At 64.2% G+C, this 18912-nt stretch carries 14 protein-coding genes; 8 read left to right on the forward strand and 6 right to left on the reverse strand.

What is annotated here, in order from left to right:
* Positions 1–1143: 1143 nt before the first annotated feature.
* Positions 1144–3018, forward strand: a complete 1875-nt coding sequence (locus CEK65_RS13405; RefSeq protein WP_193314789.1) for a S53 family peptidase — start codon at positions 1144–1146, stop codon at positions 3016–3018.
* A 73-nt stretch (positions 3019–3091) separates the two neighbouring features.
* Here the strand turns inward: CEK65_RS13405 and CEK65_RS13410 are convergent, their stop codons facing one another.
* Entirely contained in the window at positions 3092–4063 is a 972-nt protein-coding gene (locus CEK65_RS13410; protein ID WP_152182052.1) for an ELM1/GtrOC1 family putative glycosyltransferase, read from the reverse strand.
* Between the two features lie 127 nt (positions 4064–4190).
* Here CEK65_RS13410 and CEK65_RS13415 point away from each other — a divergent pair, with 127 nt between their 5' ends.
* The gene (locus CEK65_RS13415) at positions 4191–4781 is read left to right on the forward strand and encodes a malonic semialdehyde reductase (RefSeq protein WP_010343089.1); all 591 of its coding nucleotides are present in this window, start codon (positions 4191–4193) and stop codon (positions 4779–4781) included.
* An 83-nt stretch (positions 4782–4864) separates the two neighbouring features.
* Positions 4865–5503, forward strand: coding sequence for a YceI family protein (locus CEK65_RS13420; RefSeq protein ID WP_017910034.1), 639 nt, complete (start codon positions 4865–4867; stop codon positions 5501–5503).
* 346 nt (positions 5504–5849) lie between these two features.
* Here the strand turns inward: CEK65_RS13420 and CEK65_RS13425 are convergent, their stop codons facing one another.
* From CEK65_RS13425 to CEK65_RS13445, 5 genes are all read right to left on the reverse strand, one after another.
* A complete protein-coding gene (locus tag CEK65_RS13425) occupies positions 5850–6644 on the reverse strand; it encodes a siderophore-interacting protein (protein WP_152182053.1) in 795 nt (264 codons plus the stop codon).
* A gap of 85 nt (positions 6645–6729) precedes the next feature.
* Positions 6730–7275: a PadR family transcriptional regulator gene (locus CEK65_RS13430; RefSeq protein WP_152182054.1), complete on the reverse strand. Its 546-nt coding sequence runs from the start codon at positions 7273–7275 to the stop codon at positions 6730–6732.
* Positions 7276–7945: 670 nt separating this feature from the next.
* Positions 7946–8338, reverse strand: a complete 393-nt coding sequence (locus tag CEK65_RS13435) for an STAS domain-containing protein (RefSeq protein WP_017910037.1) — start codon at positions 8336–8338, stop codon at positions 7946–7948.
* Positions 8335–8775 (reverse strand): ATP-binding protein, encoded by a 441-nt coding sequence (locus CEK65_RS13440; protein WP_152182055.1) that lies wholly within the window; start codon positions 8773–8775, stop codon positions 8335–8337. The genes CEK65_RS13435 and CEK65_RS13440 overlap by 4 nt, the downstream gene beginning before the upstream one ends.
* The gene (locus CEK65_RS13445; protein ID WP_193314791.1) at positions 8772–10748 is read right to left on the reverse strand and encodes a SpoIIE family protein phosphatase; all 1977 of its coding nucleotides are present in this window, start codon (positions 10746–10748) and stop codon (positions 8772–8774) included. Before CEK65_RS13445 ends, CEK65_RS13440 begins: the two co-directional genes overlap by 4 nt.
* A gap of 216 nt (positions 10749–10964) precedes the next feature.
* On the opposite strand from CEK65_RS13445, the gene aceE reads away from it, so the two are divergent.
* From aceE to CEK65_RS13470, 5 genes are all read left to right on the forward strand, one after another.
* Positions 10965–13655: a pyruvate dehydrogenase (acetyl-transferring), homodimeric type gene (gene aceE, locus CEK65_RS13450; RefSeq protein ID WP_150409817.1), complete on the forward strand. Its 2691-nt coding sequence runs from the start codon at positions 10965–10967 to the stop codon at positions 13653–13655.
* A 104-nt stretch (positions 13656–13759) separates the two neighbouring features.
* Positions 13760–15706 carry an NACHT domain-containing protein gene (locus CEK65_RS13455; protein ID WP_152182057.1) on the forward strand — a complete coding sequence of 649 codons (1947 nt, stop codon included), beginning with the start codon at positions 13760–13762 and terminating at the stop codon, positions 15704–15706.
* A 362-nt stretch (positions 15707–16068) separates the two neighbouring features.
* Entirely contained in the window at positions 16069–16194 is a 126-nt protein-coding gene (locus CEK65_RS21305; RefSeq protein WP_255424532.1) for a hypothetical protein, read from the forward strand.
* A 598-nt stretch (positions 16195–16792) separates the two neighbouring features.
* On the forward strand, positions 16793–17302 hold the full coding sequence (locus CEK65_RS13465; protein WP_152182058.1) for a hypothetical protein: 510 nt from the start codon (positions 16793–16795) through the stop codon (positions 17300–17302).
* Positions 17303–17421: 119 nt separating this feature from the next.
* Positions 17422–17931, forward strand: a complete 510-nt coding sequence (locus tag CEK65_RS13470; RefSeq protein ID WP_152182059.1) for a hypothetical protein — start codon at positions 17422–17424, stop codon at positions 17929–17931.
* The last annotated feature ends 981 nt before the right edge of the window (positions 17932–18912 follow it).

An 18912-nucleotide genomic window follows, 5' to 3' on the forward strand; every position in this document is an offset into this window, starting at 1 on the left:
AAAGGGGGATTCGTAAAGGAAGTGCGCACACGATGCGACAGCGACGTTGCAGGTTGGCGTCATCGGCGTTGCGGTTGTCATGCAGCGGTCCTGCGGCATGGCGTTCGTGTCGCCGCCGCCGGGCGCACGATGACTGCAGGCGCGCCATCGTGCGACATCGCGGAAGAAGCGGCGTGGCACGCCCGTGTCGACATCAATGCGATACAGAGTGTCGCCGATTGCCATGCATGACGAGTGGTGAACACATGTAGGCGTGTGTGTCGGAAACCAGGCGAAACATGCTGTTTCCAAAGTCGAAAACGGCGTCGTCCGTCAAAGTTTTGTAGTGCGCTCCTCCTCAATGATCACGCCTCGCCCAAGCCCGACGACGTGCCGATGCGTGCAGACATGAGCAGGAAGCACAGTGCCCTCGCGTCGCTCGGAGCGTCGTTCGCGTGCGCTGTTGGGTCCTCGCCTCGACAGGTCTGCGCGCGCCGTACCCTCACCCCAACCCCTCTCCCGGTGGGAGAGGGGCCAGGCGCTTCCCTTCTCCCCTCGGGAGAAGGTGCCCCGCAGGGGCGGATGAGGGTACGAGCGCAGCCTCGCAGCAACGAACCACGCACGCACTTCGCGCGCCGTACCCTCACCCCAACCCCTCTCCCGATGGGAGAGGGGCTCAGCGTCTCCCTTCTCCCCCCGGGAGAAGGTGCCCCGCAGGGGCGGATGAGGGTACGGGCGCAGCCTCGCAGCAACAAACCACGCGTGCGCTGCGCGCGCCGTACCCTCACCCCAACCCCTCTCCCGATGGGAGAGGGGCTCAGCGTCTCCCTTCTCCCCTCGGGAGAAGGTGCCCAGCAGGGGCGGATGAGGGTCCGGACGCAGCCTCGCAGCAACGAACCACGCACGCGCTGCGCGCGCCGTATCCTCACCCCAACCCCTCTCCCGGTGGGAGAGGGGCTCAGCGTCTCCCTTCTCCCCCCGGAGAAGGTGCCCCGCAGGGGCGGATGAGGGTACGGGCGCAGCCTCGTCGCAACGAACCACGCGCGCACTTCGTGCTTCCCACCCTCACTCCAACCTCTCTCCCGAGGGAAGAGGGGCCATCGATTTCCCACCGCGAGGCCGCGATGGCCTCGTCCCACCCGCTCTACCCCCGGAGAGACGCCCATGCTTGATCGCATCCGCCGTCGGCCCTTGCTGGCTGCCGTGTTGTCCGCTTCCCTGCTGTGCGCGCTCGGCACCGCCAATGCCGTGCCCGACGCCTCCATCGCGGCGATGACCGCAACGCTGCGCGCCGCGCCGGTCAACTTCGACGTGCACTTGCCGTTGCGCGATCAGGCCGGCCTGGACGCGTTGCTGGCCGACATCCAGGATCCGGTCTCCCCGCAGTATCACCATTGGCTGACGCCGGCCGAATTCCAGCGCCGCTTCGCACCGGCGCCGGCGCAGGTCGCGCAGGTGCGTGCCGCGCTGCAGGCCGCGCACATGAACGTCACCGAGCAGGGCAACACCCTGCATGTCAGTGCGAGCGCGAACAACGTCGAGCGCTTGTTCGCGGTGCAGCTGACCGCGGAGGTCCAGCAGGGCAGCCAGGCTCACCTCGCCGCCGCCGCGCCCTTGCAGTTGCCCGCCGTGCTGCGCGACAGCGGTGCGACCGTGACCGGCCTGACCCGTGGTGCGCCGCCGATGCACGTCAACTGGCAGCGCGCGGCCACCAAGAATCCCGCCAACCGCTACGGCGCCGGCGGTACCACCTACTGGTACAACGATCTCAAGCAGGCCTACGGCTACCCGTCTTACCAAGCCACCACCGGCGCGGCCGGGCAGCAGCGCCGGCTCGACGGCACCGGCAGCACCATCGCCATCCTGATCAGCAGCGACGTGCTGGATTCGGACATCAAGGCGATGTTCGACCATGAGAACTTCAGCCGCTACGCCGCCAACCACGCCGACCCGACCCTGTACGCGCGCCACTACGTGGCCGGCGCCAAGCCCGGCCTCCAGGACGGCAACGACGCCGCGGCGAGCGAGGCCGCGCTCGACGTGCAGATGGCGCTCGGCGGCGCGCCGGGCGCGCACGTGCTGCTGTACGTGATCCCGGACCTGAGCGACGCCTCGGTGCTGGCCGGCTACCGGCAGATCGTGCAGGACAACCAGGCCGACGTCGTCAGCTCCTCGTTCGGCGGCTGCGAGCTGTACTACACCGCGGCCTACAACGGCGGCAAGGATTTCACCTCGCTGCTGCGTCCCTACGATGCGGTGTTCAAGCAGGGCAACGCGCAGGGCATCACCTTCGTCGCCTCCAGTGGCGACAACGCCGGCCTGGACTGCGCCGACACGCAGTACGCGGTCGACCACAAGGACGGCCGCTTCGTCGCCGGCGTCGAACACCCGGCGGCCAGCCCGCACGTGACCGCGGTCGGCGGCGGCAACCTGCTCACTGCGTACAAGAAGGGCAGCCTGGAATCCGGCTACAAGAGCGAAAGCGCCTACGGCGATCCGCTGGAGACCGCCGACTACTACGGCGTCGGCGCGAACCTGGCCGGCGGCTACTGGGGCGCCGGTGGCGGCGTCAGCGCCCTGTTCCAGCGTCCGGCCTACCAGTTGCGTGCACTCGGCGGGACGCGCACGTCCATGCGCGCGCTGCCGGACATCGGCATGCTGGTCGGCGGCTGCCCGGGGATTGCGACGCAGCCGTGCCGTGAGGGCGACAGCTCGGTGGCCACCTACTTCAAGGGCGGTATCTCGGCGGTGATCGGCACCAGCGTCGCCGCGCCGGAATTCGCCAGCGCGGTCGCGCTGCTGGTGGAGAAGCAGGGCCGCCAGGGTAATCTCAACGATTACCTGTACCGCCTGGCCGCCAATGGGCCGGAGGCGCTGCATCGCGGCATCCCCGGCTACAACGGCGTGGTCGACAACAATCAGCCGATCAAGGGCAAGTACAACTACACGGTCGGCGTGGGCACGCCGGTGGTGCGGCTGCTGATCGGCGCGCTGGATGCGGCGCCGGCGGGCGTGCCGCGCTCGCCGAGCAACCCCTGACACAGCGTGATGTGACGCGTTGGGCCCGGTTGCCGTGCCGGCGTCGTGGCAGCGACGCCGGCGCGGCGGCCGATCAGGCCAGCGCCGCCAGACGGTCGCGGATCAGCGCGGCCACCCGCGCGGTTTCGCGCAGCGGTGCGATGCCTGCGTACGCGTCGCCGGCATCGTTCGCCGGAAGCAGGCGTCCACGCGCCTGCAGGGCGCGATGGAACGCCAGGGCGCGGTCGCGCGCCGTCTCCGGCATCAGCACCTGCACCGGCACGCGCGTGGCGCAGGCTTCCGAGAGCAGGTTCACCGAATCCGGCGTGCAGGCGAGGCGCTCGGCCCAGCCGAGCAGGCCCGCATAGGGATTGGCGCCATCGTCCGCGCCGCACCACACTATGCCCGGTACTTTGGCGAACGTGCGGCGCAGGGCTGCGGCCACCGCGGGCGGCGTGCGCCGCGATGCGCTGGCGAGGAGGCTGCCGCCGTGCGCGCGCAACTGTGCGGCGATGTCGGCGAAGGCGGCCTGTGCCTGCGCCTCGCTCCATGGCGCCAGGCCCGACGGGCCGCCCACCAACAGACCGATGCGCGGCGAGGGCAATGCGCCCAACGCAGGAAACGCGGCGCGTCCTGCGGACAGCCAGGCATCGTCGATCGGATGCAGGCTGCCGAGCAGGGTCAGCACATTGGGGCCGCGCAGGCGATCGTGTTCCGGCACCACCACGATGTCCCAGTGGCGCGGGTCCAGCCGCGGATCCAGGATCTGCACCACCTGGCTGCCGCGCGTGCGCAGCAGCCGCGTCGCCAGTGCCGCTTGGCGGCCGCAGCCCACGGCCACTGGCGGGGGGTGCCGCAGCGCCTCCGCGAACGTCGTGCCGTATGCATGCCGCGCGCCGGGCAGCCAGCGTGGCGCCAACCAGCGCCACGGCATGTGCGGCTGCAACACCTGCGCCTGGATCGGTGCCGCGGCCGGAAGCGCCAACGCGGCGGCCAGCGCCTCGGCCTGGCGGGCGTTGCCGGCGCGGCCATCGCTAATCGCCCAGGTCGCGTCCGATCGTTTCACGTTTGGTAGTAATCCGTTGCATCGCGGCCGGGTGTTGCGACAATCGTGCCACTCTACACTGGCCGCCTTGCATCGGGACGGCCCCACCGGCCTCCCGGCGCTTCCCTCGATCTAAGGAACTTCCTCCATGTCCGACGCCTTGCACGACGCCGCCCTCGACCAGTTGTTCCGCACCGCCCGCACCCAGAACGCGTTCCTGGACAAGCCGGTCGACGAAGCCACCCTGCGTGCCCTCTACGACCTGGTGAAGTGGGGCCCGACCGCCGCCAACGGCAGTCCGGCGCGTTTCGTCTTCGTCACCTCGCCGCAGGCCAAGGAAAAGCTCAAGCCGGCGCTGTCCGAAGGCAACCTGGCCAAGACCCTGGCCGCGCCGGTCACGGTGATCGTCGCCCACGACGAGGACTTCCACGAGAAGCTGCCGTATCTGTTCCCGCACACCGATGCCAAGAGCTGGTTCGACGGCCCGCGCGAAGGCCGCAGCGAAGGCGCGTTCCGCAACGGCTCGCTGCAGGGCGCCTACCTGATCCTGGCCGCGCGTGCGCTGGGCCTGGATGCCGGTCCCATGTCCGGCTTCGATAACGCCAAGGTCGATGCCGCGTTCTTCGCGGGCACTGCGATCAAATCCAACTTCCTGGTCAACCTCGGCTACGGCGATCCCAGCGGCCTGTTCCCGCGCCTGCCGCGGCTGAGTTTCGACGAGGCCGCGCGCATCGAGTGAGCGCGCGCGTTCCGCTTTCGTGTCCCACCGCAGGCCCGCGCCTGCCGCAGTTTCGTCCCATCACCCCTCCAAGGAGTTCCACCATGACCAAGACCCGCAAACTGCTGCTCCCGCTCGCCATGGCCCTGGCCGTCGTCGTCGCCCAGCCGGCCACCAGCGCCTTCGCCGCCCCGGCCGCCGCCGCTGCCGCCGCCAAGGGCGTCTCCGGCACCTACACGCTCGACCCGGCCCACACCGACGTGCTGGTGCAGTGGAGCCACTTCGGCTTCTCCAACCCGTCCGCGCACTTCGGCGACGTCGACGGCACCCTGGTCTACAACGCCCAGGACGTGAGCAAGTCCAGCGTCAACGTGACCCTGCCGCTGTCCGGCCTCAACAGCTTCACCGCCAAGTTCGACGAGCACCTGAAGAGCGCCGACTTCTTCGACGCCGCCAAGTTCCCGACCGCCACCTTCAAGAGCACCAAGGTGACCTCGGCCGGCGGCAACAAGCTGACCGTCGCCGGCGACCTGACCATCAAGGGCACGACCAAGCCGGTGGTGCTGGCGGTGACCCTCAACGGTGCCGGTCCGCACCCGATGAAGAAGGTGCCGGCGCTGGGCTTCGACGCCACCACCACGGTCAAGCGCAGCGATTTCGGCCTGGGCGCCTACGTGCCGAACGTCAGCGACGAAGTGAAGATCCGCATCACCACCGAAGCGCTGCAGGCAGCGGCCAAGTAAGGCCGCCTGTGGTTGCGGCAGCGCTTCGCGCGCTGCCGCCTGCCGCAATGCAAACGCCCGCCATTCGGCGGGCGTTTGTGTTTTCAGGATCTCGCTGGGTGCAGTGCAATGAAACTGCGCGGGGCGATCCTACTGCGCGCGAAAGACGCACCGTAGGGGTGGCTTCAGCCGCGATGGCCTTACCGCGATGGTTCTTGGCGAAGCCCCGCATGCGCCCGAAGCGCCAGGCGCGTCCTTACCCTCACCCCAACCCCTCTCCCGGTGGGAGAGGGACTATTGCGCCGGATTGCCGTGTATTCCGTGCCGGCCATATTGCGCGTGCTTTTTGCTTTCTTCGACGCGGCTTTCAGTCTTCGGCCGCGTCCCCGCCGGCCTTCCAATACCCCGTCGCGCGAATCCACTCCTTGGGCACGCCCAGGTGGCCCTCGACGAACTTGCGCATCATCCGCGCGCGGGCCGATTCGCAGGCGATCCAGTAGAATGCGTCGCCATCCGGCGGATCGAAATCGCGCAGCGCGCCTTCCAGCAGCTGGCTGCTGCGTGCGTCCACGCCGTTGCGTTCCAGCCAGGTGATGCGCAGCTCGGCGTCGCACTCCAGCGCTTGCCGGTCGGCGTAGCCGGGGATCTCGATCAGCGCGTCGACTTCCGCGTTGGCCGGCAGGGTCTCCAGCCAGCGGCCGATCGCCGGCAGCGCGGTCTCGTCGCCGATCAGCACATAGGCATCGAAATCGTCGGCGGCGACGAACGAGCCACGCGGCCCGCCGACGACCAGCGCATCGCCCGGGTCGGCCTGCGCCGCCCAGCGGCAGGCCGGGCCGTCGCCGTGCAGCACGAAGTCCAGGGTCAGTTCCTGCGCGTCGGCATCGTAGTGGCGCGGGGTGTAGTCGCGGGCGGGCGAGGGCAGCGCGTCGGCCGGATACACCGGGCCGTGCTCGGTCATGGTCGGCAGCACGAACGCGCCTTCGGGGTTGGGGAAGAACAGCTTGACGTGGTCGTCCGGCCCGGCGCTGACGAAGCCGTCCAGTTCGGGGCCGCCGACGACGATGCGACGCATGTGCGGGGTCAGCGGTTGCGTGCGCAGCACCTGCAGATGACGCAGGCGCAGCGGGTGGCGCAGCAGGCGGTGTTCGTGGGTCGCCATGGGAATCCTCGGAAGTGGGGGAGAGGGTTGGCGGGCGACGCGGACGCCGAAAGCGCTAATGTCCGCGTGCTGGCTGGAAGGGGAATCAGGGTGTGTTGCCATCCATGCCGTCGGCGGCGACATGCAACAGCGCGGCGACGCGCTCGATCTCGTCCGGGTCCCAGCGCCCGTGCCGCGCCAGCAGGCCGTGCTTGATGCGGCGCATCGCCTCGCGTACTGGCGCGGGTACGTTGGCGCGTACCAGGGCGCGCGCGCTGTGCTGGGTACGCTGCAGCGCCGCGTCCACCTGCGCGCGCTCGGCCCGCACGAAGGCCTGGCCGGCCTCGGTGATGGCATAGCGTTTGCGCGTAGCGTCGGCATCGGCCTGCACCAGGCCGTGCGCTTCCAACTGTGCGAGGGTCGGGTAGACCGTGCCGGCGCTGGGCGTGTACAGGCCATGGAACAGCTCGGCGACCGCGCGGATCAACTCGTAGCCGTGGCGCGGCTGGGTCTCGATCATCGCCAGCAGCAACAGCCGCAGGTCGCCGTGGCCCAGCGGACGGGGGCGGCGCGCGCCACGGCCGCGGCCGGCCCGGTCGTCCTCGAACAGGCGGTGCGCGGGGTGCGGGCCGGGGGCGTGGGGCCGTGGCATTTCGATATGTCGAATCAGGCGCGAAAAAGATATATCGAAATAGTGTGGCCGGCAAGCGCTTGGCAGGTCGGGCGTTGGAGCGCGGTGGGATTGGTTCAGTCAAGACGGCAGCGCGCGTTTGCGTCGTGCGCGTGCGTGCGTGCGGTGCGCGTGGGTCTATGCGGGCGTGAGTTGCTTCGGTTGCCTGGGCCAGGGGCGCCCGTGTGGGAATCAACGGTCATGCAGTTGCGCCAAGCGAAGCCGAAAGCCGACTGACACCCTCCGTCGTCGGGACTGAAGTCCCTCCCACAACGATGCTCAGCCATTCCTGTGGGAGCGGTGTCAGCCGCGACGGGCAGTACCAGCAAATCCTGTCGCGGCTGAGGCTGCTTGTACCGAAAGGGGGTCTTGCAGCGAGCTTGCCGGGTGCACTGTGGGAGGGACTTCAGTCCCGACGCATTGCGCCATCGGCAGGCACGCCACGTCGCGCATCGCGGCCGCATGCCAGCTGACGTGCGTCAAAAGAGGGTCTTGCAGCGCGCTCGCCGGGCACACTGTGGGAGGGACTTCAGTCCCGACGCATTGCGCCATCGGAACGCACGCCGCGTCGCGCATCGCGGCGGCATGGCAGTCGACGTGCGTCAAAAAGGAGTCTTGCGACGCGCTCGCCGGGTGCACTGTGGGAGGGACTTCAGTCCCGACGCATTGCGCCATCGGCAAGCACCCGCCGCTGCATCTCGTCCAGGTACTCGTCCAGTTCCTGCACCGAGGTGAAGATCTCGTTCAACGGCACCGCCTTGACCACGTCGAACACCTTGCGGATCTGCGGTTGCGGGTTCACCACCAGCACCCGGCCGTCGCGCGCGGCCAGCACCTTGCGCGCCTTGAAGATCGAGCGGATGCCGGCGCTGCTGATGTAGTCCAGGTGCGACAGGTCCAGCACCAGGGTGGTGATCGGCGTGGCCAGCAGCGGCGCCAGCGCTTCGTCCAGGGCCTGGTAGGTGTGGGTGTCCAGGCGCCCGCTCAGGGTGAGGCGTTGGCGCTTGTCCTGCGCCGGGTCGATCTGCAGGCTCAACGTGGTCATGCGGGCGACTCCTGAAGAGGGGGATCGGCAGGTTGCAGCAACACGATGCGCACGACATTACGGCCGGCGTCGTGGCGGTAGTCCAGGCGATCGGCCAGTTGCTGCACCAGGTGCAGGCCGAGGCCGCCGATCGGGCGTTCGGCGATGTCCGCGTCCAGGTCCGGCACCGGCGCGTCGCGCGGGTCGAAGGCCGGGCCGCTGTCGTGGAATTCCAGCACCAGCGCGTCGTGCAGCAGATGCACGATCACGTCCACCGGCAGCGGCTCACGGCGCAGGTGGCCGTGTTCGAGGGTGTTGCACGCCAACTCCTCGACGATCAGCCGGGTGCGGCTCACCTGCTCGCCGCTTACGCCGTGGCGCCGTAGCGCCGCCTCCACGCTGTCGCTCAACTGCGCCAGTGCGTCGATTGCCGGTTCCATCTGCCATCGCAGCATCATCGCGTCGCCTCCCGTGCCGGATCCTGGCGCAGCCGGATCGCCAGGAGCGTAATGTCGTCGGACTGCGGTGCCGGTGCGGTGAACGCCTGCACGTCGGCCAGCACCGCGGCGCACTGCGCCTGCGCGTCGGCGCCGGGCTGCAGCGCCGCCAGCAGCCGCTCCTCGCCGTAGGGCCGGTCCTGCGCATCCATGGCCTCGGTGATGCCGTCGGTGTAGCTGAGCAGGGTGGCGCCGGCGGCCAGCCGCCCATGCACCACCGGGTAGCGCGATTGCGGCTCCAGCCCCAGCGGCGGGCCGGATTCCAGCGGCAGCAGCGCCGCGCGGCCATCGGCGCCGAGCAGCAACGGCGGCTCGTGGCCTGCGCTGGACAGCCAGTAGTCGCCGCTGTGCACGTCGATCAGCCCGCACAGCACGGTGGCGAACATGCACGGCTCGTTGCCTTCCACCAGACGCTGCGAGGCCGCGATCAGGATCGCGTCCGGGCGCGTGTGCCGGCGCGCGGCGATCTCCAGCACGGTCATTGCCCGCGCCATGAACAGCGCCGCGGGCACGCCCTTGTCGGACACGTCGCCGACCACGAACCACAGCAGCCCCGGCTCGGTCTCGAAGAACTGGTAGAAATCGCCGCCGACCATCTCCGCCGGTTCCAGCAGCGCATAGGTCTCCAGATGCTTGTGGGCGCTGTCGAAGGTGCGCCCACCCGGCAGCATCGCCTGCTGGATGTCGCGCGCGATCGACAGCTCGCTCTGCATGCGTTGCCGCGCCTGCGCCAGCGTGGCGATCTCCTCCAACTGGCGCTTGATCGAGCCGCGCGCGCTGTCGAAGGCGCGCGCCATCACCCCCACTTCGTCCGCGCGTTCGACGTGGCGCAGCGGGTAGTCGAACGCGCCCTGGCTGAAATGCAGCGCCGAGTCGGTCAGGTCCTCGATCGGCCGCACCAGCCGCACCGTGTAGCGGTGCAGCAGCCACAGCCACAGCGCCAGCGCGGCGGCACCGGCCAGCGCGCCCCACAGCACGATGCGGTCCAGCCCGGCCAGGATGTAGTCCTCCGACACGCTCAGCGCGAAGGTCCAGCCGGTGTCGCCCACCGCCGCGCTCTGGGTGAGGTAGCGGGTGCCGTCCGGCGCGGTGTGCTCGAAGCGCACCGGCCTGTGGGTGTCGGCCGCCTGCGCCAGCGGCGACAGGTCCGGCCGCGCCCGCGCCACGTGCGCCTCCAGGGTGCGGCGGAAGCGCAGCGCCGGGTCCGGGTGCAGCACGAACAGCCCGTCCGGCGACAGCAGCATCGGCTGCAGCCCGCTGTTGGCCGGCAGTTCGGCGACGATGGCCTGCAGCCGCTGCAGCGGCACGTCCACGCTGACCATGCCGATCGCCGGCGCCTGCGGCCCGTCACCGGGCAGGCGCAGCGGCAGGTTGTAGGTGGTCAGGTAGGCGCCGCCGGTGCTGGCGTCGCTGTACGGCTCGGACCACCACGGCGCCGGCGCGGCCAGGGTGCGCTGGTACCAGGGCATGCTGCGCGCGTCGAAGCCCAGCGCCTCCACCGGCTGTTCCAGCACCCCGGTAGCGGTGCGCCGCAGGTGCCAGGCGAAACCGCGGCCGTCGTCCTTCAGCGCGCCGGGCTCGATCACCAGCAAGGCGCCGGCGATGTCCGGGTCGCCCTGCAGCGTGGCCTGCAGCAGGTTGCGCAGGTTGAACGGCTGCCGGCCCAGCCCGCTCGCGGCGGCGGCCAGGGTGCGCCCGCTCACCTGCACCGAGCCCAGCGTGGCATCCAGGCTGCGCGCGGTCTGCTGGGTCAGCCCGGCCACCTCCTCGCGGGCGTTGCGCACCATCACCTCGCGCGCGCCCACGTAGAACAGCAGGGCCAGGCCCAGCAGCAGCGCCACCTGCAGCAGGCTGCCCCACAGCAGCAGCCGCGTGCGCAGGCTGTGCCGCCAGGCGACCGCGGAGGCGTCCTGCGCTGACGAGGCAAGGGCGATGGCGGCGCTCCTCGGGGGCCTGGAGTCCGATCATAAGCGCAGCCGCGGCCGCTCGGCGCAGCGGCTGCCCGCACTGTCCCGCCGCGTGTCCCGGGCCAATGTGACAGTCCGTTCCATACGCTGGCGTACGAGGTCCTGAGAGGCGGTTGCGCTACACTTGCAGGCTTCGAGAAAACACATGCCATCGCGCGCGTGCGTGCGACCTACGGGAGCGTTATGAACTGGTTGAACGAGGTGCTGCAGAACGATCCGAACCCCACTGAAACCCAGGAGTGGATCGAATCGCTCAAGGCCGTCATCGATGTCGCAGGCCCCGAGCGCGCGCATCAGCTGCTGGAGGACATGGTCGAGCTGACCCGTCGTTCCGGCGCCTACCTGCCGTTCTCGCCGACCACCGAGTACGTCAACACCATCGCCCCCGCCAACGAGGCCAAGAGCCCGGGCGACGCGGCCATCGAGTGGAAGATCCGCTCGATCATCCGCTGGAACGCCATGGCCACCGTGGTCCGCGCCAACCGCAAGCCGGGCGACCTGGGCGGCCACATCGCCTCCTTCGCCTCCAGCGCCACCCTGTACGACGTGGGCTTCAACCACTTCTGGCGCGCGCCCTCGGACAAGCATCCCGGCGACCTGCTGTACATCCAGGGCCACAGCTCCCCCGGCATCTACGCCCGCGCCTTCCTGGAAGGCCGCATCAGCGAAGACCAGCTCAACAACTTCCGCATGGAAGTGGACGGGCAGGGCATCTCCTCCTATCCGCACCCGTGGCTGATGCCGGACTTCTGGCAGACCCCCACCGTGTCGATGGGCCTGGGCCCGCTCAGCGCCATCTACCAGGCGCAGTTCATGAAGTACCTGGAGCACCGCGGCCTGATCGAGAAGTCCGACCGCAAGGTGTGGTGCTTCATCGGCGACGGCGAGAGCGACGAGCCCGAGACCCTGGGCGCCATCGCCCTGGCCGGCCGCGAAGGCCTGGACAACCTGATCTTCGTGGTCAACTGCAACCTGCAGCGCCTGGACGGCCCGGTGCGCGGCAACGGCAAGATCATCCAGGAACTGGAAGGCGTGTTCCGCGGCGGCGGCTGGAACGTCATCAAGCTGCTGTGGGGCGGCTACTGGGACGCCCTGCTGGCTAAGGACACCAACGGCGTCCTCAAGAAGCTGATGATGGAAACCGTCGACGGCGAGTACCAGAACTGCAAGGCCTTCGGCGGCGCCTATACCCGCGCCAACTTCTTCGGCAAGTACCCGGAGACCGCGGCCATGGTCGCCGGCCTGTCCGACGACGACATCTGGCGCCTGAACCGCGGCGGCCACGATCCGCACAAGGTCTACGCCGCCTACCACCAGGCGGTGAACACCAAGGGCATGCCCACCGTGATCCTGGCCAAGACCGTCAAGGGTTACGGCATGGGCTCGGCCGGCGAGGCGCTGAACCCCACCCACCAGACCAAGAAGCTGGACGATGACGCCGTGCGCGCGTTCCGCGACCGCTTCAACATCCCGCTCAGCGACAAGCAGCTGGCCGACGCCGAGCAGGTGCCGTTCTACCACCCCGGCCCGGACTCGCCGGAAGTGCAGTACCTGCAGGAGCGCCGCGCCTCCCTCGGCGGCTACCTGCCGCAGCGCCGCCGCAAGGCCGACCTGTCCATCCCGGCCCCGGGCCTGGACAAGTTCGAGCGCCTGCTCAAGGACAGCGGCGAGCGCACCTACTCCACCACCATGGCCTTCGTGCAGAGCCTCAACATCGCCCTGCGCGACAAGGAACTGGGCCCGCGCATCGTGCCGATCGTGGCCGACGAAGCGCGCACTTTCGGCATGGAAGGCATGTTCCGGCAGATCGGCATCTACGCCCCGTTCGGCCAGAAGTACAAGCCGGTGGACGCCGACCAGCTGATGTTCTACCGCGAAGACCAGTCCGGCCAGGTGCTGCAGCAGGGCATCAGTGAGCCGGGCGCGATCTCCTCGTGGCTGGCCGCCGGCACCAGCTACTCGGTCAGCAACGTGCCGATGCTGCCGTTCTACATCTACTACTCCATGTTCGGCTTCCAGCGCGTGGGCGACATCGCCTGGCAGGCGGCGGACATGCGCACCCGCGGCTTCCTGCTCGGCGGCACCGCCGGCCGCACCACGTTGAATGGTGAAGGCCTGCAGCACGAAGACGGCTTCAGCCAGGTCATCGCCGGCTCCATCCCGAACGTGCGCAGCTACGACCCCACCTTCGGCTACGAAGTCACCGTGGTCATGCAGTACGGCATCCAGCGGATGATGCAGGAGCAGGTGGACGAGTATTACTACATCACCCTGATGAACGAGAACTACGCCCACCCGGAAATGCCGGCGGGCGCGGAAGACGGCATCATCAAGGGCATGTACCTGCTCAAGGACGCCGGCAAGCCCAAGAAGGGCGAACTGCGCGTGCAGCTGCTGGGCTCGGGCACCATCCTGCGCGAGGCCATCGCCGCGGCGGAACTGCTGGACAAGGACTTCGGCGTCACCGCCGACATCTGGTCCTGCCCCAGCTTCAACGAACTGCGCCGCGACGGCTTCGACGCCGAGCGCTGGAACCGCCTGCACCCGGAAGGCGAACAGCGCAAGCCGTTCGTCACTCAGTTGCTGGAAGGCCGCCAGGGCCCGGCCATCGCCGCCACCGACTACGTGCGCGCCTTCGCCGACCAGATCCGCGCCTTCGTGCCGATGCACTACACCGTGCTGGGTACCGATGGTTTCGGTCGGTCTGACACGCGTGCCAATCTGCGTCGGTTCTTTGAGGTCGATCGGTACTACATCGCGCATGCTGCGATTGCGGCGTTGGCGAAGGACGGGAAGATGACTGGGAAGGATGTGGCTCGGGCGATCAAGCAGTACAAGATTGATCCTGAGAAGGCTAATCCGGTTGGGGTTTGATATTTAATTGCAGTAAAAGGCGGCCTATGGCCGCCTTTTTTTTGTCTACGGGTTTATTTGGTCAGCGTATAAAATGATGAAAACTTATTCTAAAGGATAAAGCGATGAGTGTAGATGCGCTCGCGGTTGGTGCTGGGAAGGTGGCTGCGACGTGGATGAGTGGGCTGCTGAAGGCATGGAGCGATAAGCGAAAGACGAGTGTTGCAGACGAGCGTGCTTGGAAGGAAGTGGCATCTGCAATAGTGGCTCAAACAACTGTGCTAGCACGTCGTCATTCTAGGGTGACGACCGTTGCCTTCCCTCGTGAGGCTGTGGATATTGCTTCAATCTATATTCCTTTAACTTTGGAAAGTAAAGGTAAGCGTGAAGGTGTGGTCGTCGAATCCTTCCCTACTAAGATTTTCTCAAAAACAAAAAAGATATTGATAGTTGATGTTGCTGGAATGGGAAAGTCAACCATATCTAAAGTTATTTATTTGAAATCTTTAGAGGAAAAAAGATTTTTGCCATTGCTTATCGATTTAAGGCGGCTAACAGACAAGATTGGCGTTGAAGATCTGATTCTTTCCCAGTTTGGGATTAAGTTTTCAAATCTAGATATTCTGCGTGAATTTCTAAGAACACAGCCCCTCTTGTTTATATTTGATGGATTTGACGAAGTTTCAGATAAAAACAAGCTTTGGGTGGCAAGGGGAGTTAGGGATTTTATCGACCGGGCTCCGAGTTCCAATTTTCTGATAACCAGCCGCCCTGAGCTTCCATTTGGTGAGTACGCCGATTTTACCGTATTTCAGATTAAGGAGCTGACTAAGGTTGAAGCTAGTCAGCTTATTACTAAGTACGGGCAAGCATTTGGTATAGAGGAGCGTGCTCGTGCTCTTCTAGAGGAACTAAAAGCTCGTCATGATGAGTCAGTTAGTAGCTTTTTGAAAAACCCCCTTCTCACCTCGCTCCTTTTTCGTGCTTTTGAGTTTAAATCAGTGGTGCCAGTTAAGAGGGGGGTTTTCTATAGGCAGGTTTTTGATGCGTTATACGAGGCTCATGATCTAAGTAAGGAGACCGGGTATGTCCGTGAGAAGCGAACTGGCCTTCATCACGATGATTTTCACCGCGCGGTGCGTGCTTTGGCCAAGCTCTTTAGGCAGTCCGGTGAGGTGGAGATTAGTATAGATAAATTCATGGATATGGCGAAAAAAATCTCTTCTTCACTCTGTCCCGACCTAACTTTCGGACCTGAAGACTTCCTCCATGATGTTCTTAATTCGGTACCTATATTTCTGAAGGATGGGGTCCGGGTGAGATGGGCTCATAAGTCGCTTCTTGATTATTTTCTATGTGAATTTCTACTCAGAGACTATCCTGAATCGAAAGAGGCTGCAATTTACAGTAGCGCTTTTGGAGTTCGAGCACCGTCGAACTTTAATTTCTTGATACTGGTTAACGAGGCGGATCCCATACTTTTTGCAAAATCAGTAACGATACCTGCCCTCGACAAGTTGCTGGAGCGTTACGCTACTTATTCTGAAGCCATCCCTTCATCTATAGAGCCCGATTTGCGAGAGGATATAATTGAATTCCTGGTCTGTTATGAGTGTGTTACAACCAAATCAACGGCCGGCCGAATTCCTCTCTCTGATGATTTTGAGGAGAGCTTAAATACAAGATATGGCATCAAAGGATTTGTGCCGAGGTTTATTCTTCATTTCAATGCAAATAAGGAGTTCTATATTTTGAAGCACGAAGCTGCAGTTGCTCTAGATGTGCCTGTTAAGTTTGGCACTATTGCATCGAAGTCTATTCGCGAGCTTCGCCATAATTATGGTCGTGATAAAAATCCAGACTTCGGAATCGTAGCAGGTCCACATGGCGTTTTCTCTGAAAGAAAATCCAAGTCCGACTGGGATGGGGTTGAGGATGAGCTAGGGCGGATTGTTTCTTTTTTAGAAGCTCATGACTTCAGATTATTTGATAAGAATTCATTGAGAAAAGCCAAGTTTGAAATTCAATCGCTGGTTGATAGCTCAATGCGGGCTAGGAGCGAAATATTTTGACTTGGAGAGAGCCTGTTGAGGGCATGATGCCGCTTGCTAGCATCTAGAAATGACAGTAACGGGGTCACGTTGACTTACTTGATGGCTGTGTTGGATTTGCGTGGCCGATGGGGTGCCAAGCCGGCGGCCGTGTTGAATAGCGGCTATGCCGAGTCCAGTGTACGGCGCAGGCGGCGCATACGTTTATCGGATGGGAAGGACGTGCGCGTACAAACGTAGCAGCTACGAGTACCGCGCACTGAATGCCGAGGTAACCCAGTGGGCTGGGAAGCCCATCGACGTATTCCAAGGGCGCTACACCAGCGAACGAGTAACGGGGTCAGGTTGACTTACTTGATGGCCGCGCTTGATTTGCGTGGCCGATGAGCCGGCCTGACACCCGCGAAGCGGCGGGTCTTGGCCTCACCCATGCTGCGAAACGCATCGTGGCCGAGGGCCCGTTGTTGCTGGGGGTGAATGCGGATGTCGGCGAGCAGTTCATCGCTTAGGACATCATCAAGCAATGCGCGATAAGCGCTGGATAGAAACAGGGGGTAGAGTGCACTTTCTTCGACGAACAGGCGTCAGTTGTACTTTCCTCTACTGTTATCTGCCCTTCAAAGCTCAGTCAACTGCCGAACGAAGCACTGTGTTCAGTCTCGAAAGTCCGCGCTGGTCCGAGCTGCGGCACGCATATGGCGCAGCCGGCGACATCCCCTCGCTGTTGGGGCAGCTGCAGACGATGCCTTCATCCATGGATGGATCGGAGCCGTAGCTCACCTTGTGGAGCGCGCTTGCGCATCAGGGCGACGTTTATTCGGCTTCCTTCGCGGCCGTGCCGTATGTCATCCTTGCGCTGGCGCGGGCACCCGACAAGGCGGATCACGGGTACTTCCAGTTCCCGCCTGGGTCGAGATTTGCCGCGCAAAACCCCGAGGATCTTCAGGCCGCTTACATGCATGCCTTGGCTCAACTTCCCTTCTTGGTCGCGGCTGAGAGTGAAATAGCGGTCAGAGCGCACTTTGATGATTTATGATCCCCTGAATAAAGAAGCTTTTCATAGTCGGCTGTGAGCTTGAGTGCCAAACGTATCTGAGGGGAACGCAGTTGGAAATCAATATCGCTCTTTTGAGAAGATTTGAGGGGCTAAGGGGGATTGCCTATCTAGCGGTGGCCTGCGGGATCTTTTCTGGGCCCGCGGCAGCGTTTGTCATTATTCGTCCACAGCTGTTCGTCAACTTGGCGCTGACGAAAATAATTTTTATCGTTGGTGCTCTGGGGGCGCCAGTTTTATTGGTACTAACGGCGTCTTTTCTTGCATCAGATGTGATTGGAGAGCCATTTAAGAAGTTGGACCTCAAAAAATCTGTACCGGGTGCTCTTGTTGCTGGTAGCGTATTTTCCATCTTTGTTCATCTTTTTTGTTTGCTCCTTGCTGGGAAAGATCTGCATAGATATCTTTGGAGTGTGCCCGTATTTGCCCTATGTGGAGTCATCGGTCTGCTAATGGCGGGCATAGCTGATCGTTTTGGGAAGAAGCGACGTGCTAGGCTTCTGGAGAAAAAGGTTGACGAGCCAACCAAGTCAGAGTCTGGCTCGCTTATAGACATCGGTTGACGTTGTGAAAGCAGGAATAGAGGTCAGAGTGCACTTTCCTCGAGGAACAGGCATCCGTGTGCACTTTCCTCTACTGTTATCTGACCTTCAAAGCTCAATCAGTTTCCTGAGTAAGCACCGTGCTGAGTCTTGAAAGCCCGCGCTGGTCCGACCTGCAGCACGCATACGGCGCAGCCGGCGATATTCCCGCGCTGTTGGGCCAGCTACAGACGGTACCTTCATTCAGCGACGGATCGGAGCCGTGGTTCACCCTGTGGAGTGCCCTTGCGCATCAAGGCGACGTCTATTCGGCTTCCTTCGCGGCTGTGCCGCATGTCGTCAATGCATTGGCACGCGCACCCGACAAAGCGGATAACGGATACTTTCAGTTCCCTGCCTGGGTGGAGATCTGCCGCGCGAAAAGCCAGGCCGAGATCCCCGAGGATCTTCGGGCCGCTTACCTGCATGCCCTGGCTCAACTTCCTTCCTTGGTCGCGGCTGCGTCCTCTTGCGCCTGGGATCCGGAGTTTCTTGCCTGCGCTCTAGCCGCCGTCGCCGCAGCGGAGGGGCAGCATGCGGTCGCGGAGGCCGTCCTCGAGCTCACGCCCGACGTCGCCGAGGAGTTCATGGGCTGGTTCTTTGCTCGATGACCACCGCTCGACGGCTTACGGCATTGTGCGGCCGATTCGCTTTGCCAGGCGGCACACGTCTGCCCGGGGTGCGGGGTCGGATTGAAGTATTTGCTGTCGTGGCGGGTTTGCGTGGCCGATGGGCGAGCCTGATGTCTGCGCAGCGGTGATTCTTGAGCTGGATGTCGTGCGTAGGGTCGGGCACAGAACGTGAGCTTGCCCACGGCGTCTTTTATGACGCCAAGAGGGCGGGAGCTCTTACGGTCAGTGTGGCGGGCCGTTTGCTATTGCCTGGCATCGTGCGCAAAGAAAAAAAAGGGCGCGCCGCTAGCGACGCGACCTTTGTCGAATTCTCAAGAGCCCGACCGGATCATCTATAGGACTGACCGCCTTCTCTGCCGTACTTGCGTGCAATCCACATGTTGGCAGCAGCGTCTATGGAGTCACGGTGGTCATCAGCCGCTTGGGCCAAGTCTTTGGGGCTCTCAGCGGATCGGATGCGCTCTTGTAGGCCGTCCAAGCAGGTTTGATGGTAATCGATCTCAGGGTCAGTTGGCCCGTCCACGGGGTGGCCCGTGTTCATTTCCCCTTGCAGGGAAGCTAGACACGTCGCCATATGACTCCTGGTTGTCTCCAGCTCCGCTGGGTTGTCAGAGATTTGTGCCCAGCTCATGACTGGGTGCTTGCGATCAACGCATTGGCCGAATGCCGCGTTGAAAGTCGTGATTCCGAACCTCGTGATACTGGTTATGGTGCTGGGTGTGTAGGAGGCTGTTTCATTCGTATCCATCTTACTAACCAATGGTTAAAGGTACCGCCGCCGCCCAACTTGGGCGGCGATCAGCGCTGGCGATGCCAGCAGTTCTGTTCTAGCACAACCAGCGTCACTTGCAACGGCTCTGTGAATTGCGTCATTTGTATGGATCACTCATCAACGTGGGCGGGTAGTTCCGCGTGTCTGTAGTGCGTTTTTCAGAGTTCCCCTAGGGGTTGTCATCAATT

It is taken from the genome of Xanthomonas sp. LMG 12459, from assembly GCF_009192905.1.
Taxonomy (GTDB): domain Bacteria; phylum Pseudomonadota; class Gammaproteobacteria; order Xanthomonadales; family Xanthomonadaceae; genus Xanthomonas_A; species Xanthomonas_A sontii.